Here is a 1,326-nt window from a genome sequence, read left to right on the forward strand (position 1 = left end):
CTGAACCGCTCCGACTTTCTTGGAGGCCCTGAAGCCAGCATGATCTTGCTGTCGGAAGGGAGAATCACACGCGATGCCAGCCCCTAGGAAGTACCCGCAGGAAGTACGTGAGCGTGCGGTGCGGATGGTCTTTGAGGTCCGTGAGCAGACCGGCAATGCGCCCGGTGCCATCGCCCGGGTAGCCCAGCAGCTCGGCGTGCACCGCGAAGCGTTGCGCGGCTGGGTCCGGCAGGCCGAGGTCGACGGAGGACAGCGGCCGGGCACCTCGACGGCCGATGCCCAGCGGATCGCCGAGCTCGAGCGGGAGGTCCGTGAGCTGCGCCGGGCGAATGAGATCTTGAAGTCGGCGGCAGCTTTTTTCGCCCGGGAACTCGACCCCCGACCGCCCAGATAGTGGCCTTCATCGACGCTCACCGCGACGAGTTCGGCGTCGAGCCGATCTGTCAGGTGCTCGACCTGGCACCGGCGACGTACTACGCGGCCAGGAACCGGCTGCCCTCGGCCCGCGAGCGGCGCGACGAGCAACTGACGGCCGAGATCACCCGGCTGTGGAACGACAACTTCGAGGTGTACGGGGTGCGGAAGATGTGGAAGGCACTCAACCGCCAGGGCATAGCGGTGGCCCGCTGCACCGTCGCCCGGCTGATGCGCCGGCTCGGGTTGTCCGGCGCTGTCCGCGGTGACCACAAGCGCCGCACCACCATCGTCGAGCCGCAGGCATCGCGGCCGGCCGACCTGGTCCAGCGGGACTTCGCCGCGCCCGCGCCGAACCGGCTGTGGGTGGCCGACCTGACCTACATCCACACCTGGTCCGGGTTCGTCTACGCCGCGTTCGTCATCGACGTGTTCTCCCGGATGATCGTCGGCTGGCAGCTGACCGACCACCTGCGCACCGACCTGCCGCTGGACGCGCTGGAGATGGCCATCTGGCGCCGCAGCGGCCAGGCCGGCCCGCTGGACGGGCTGGTGCACCACTCCGACCGCGGCTCGCAATATCTGTCGATCCGCTACACCGACCGGCTCGCCGACGCCGGCGCGGTCAGCTCGGTCGGCTCACGCGGGGACAGCTACGACAACGCGCTGGCCGAGAGCACCATCGGGCTGTACAAGACCGAACTGATCCACCGCCACGGCCCGTGGAAGGGCCTGGACGACGTCGAACTCGCCACCATGCAGTACATCGACTGGTACAACAACCGCCGCCTCCACAGCGCCTGCCAGGATCTTCCACCCGCTGAATACGAAGCCCTCTACCGCACAGAGATCAACTCAGTTACTCTCGCCCCAGCCACGTAACCCGGTCTCCAAGAAACCCGGCGCGGTTCA

General features: G+C 67.9%; 1 protein-coding gene. It reads left to right on the plus strand.

What is annotated here, in order from left to right:
- Positions 1–73 precede the first annotated feature (73 nt).
- Positions 74–1,296, plus strand: a protein-coding gene (locus FXF51_RS60195) for an IS3 family transposase (protein WP_411268450.1) whose coding sequence is annotated in 2 segments (ribosomal slippage) — positions 74–350 and positions 350–1,296 — 1,224 coding nt in all. Because the reading frame shifts where the segments join, the coding sequence is not laid out codon by codon here.
- The last annotated feature ends 30 nt before the right edge of the window (positions 1,297–1,326 follow it).

The sequence above is a fragment of the Nonomuraea sp. PA05 genome (genome assembly GCF_008086045.1).
GTDB classification, from domain to species: domain Bacteria; phylum Actinomycetota; class Actinomycetes; order Streptosporangiales; family Streptosporangiaceae; genus Nonomuraea; species Nonomuraea monospora.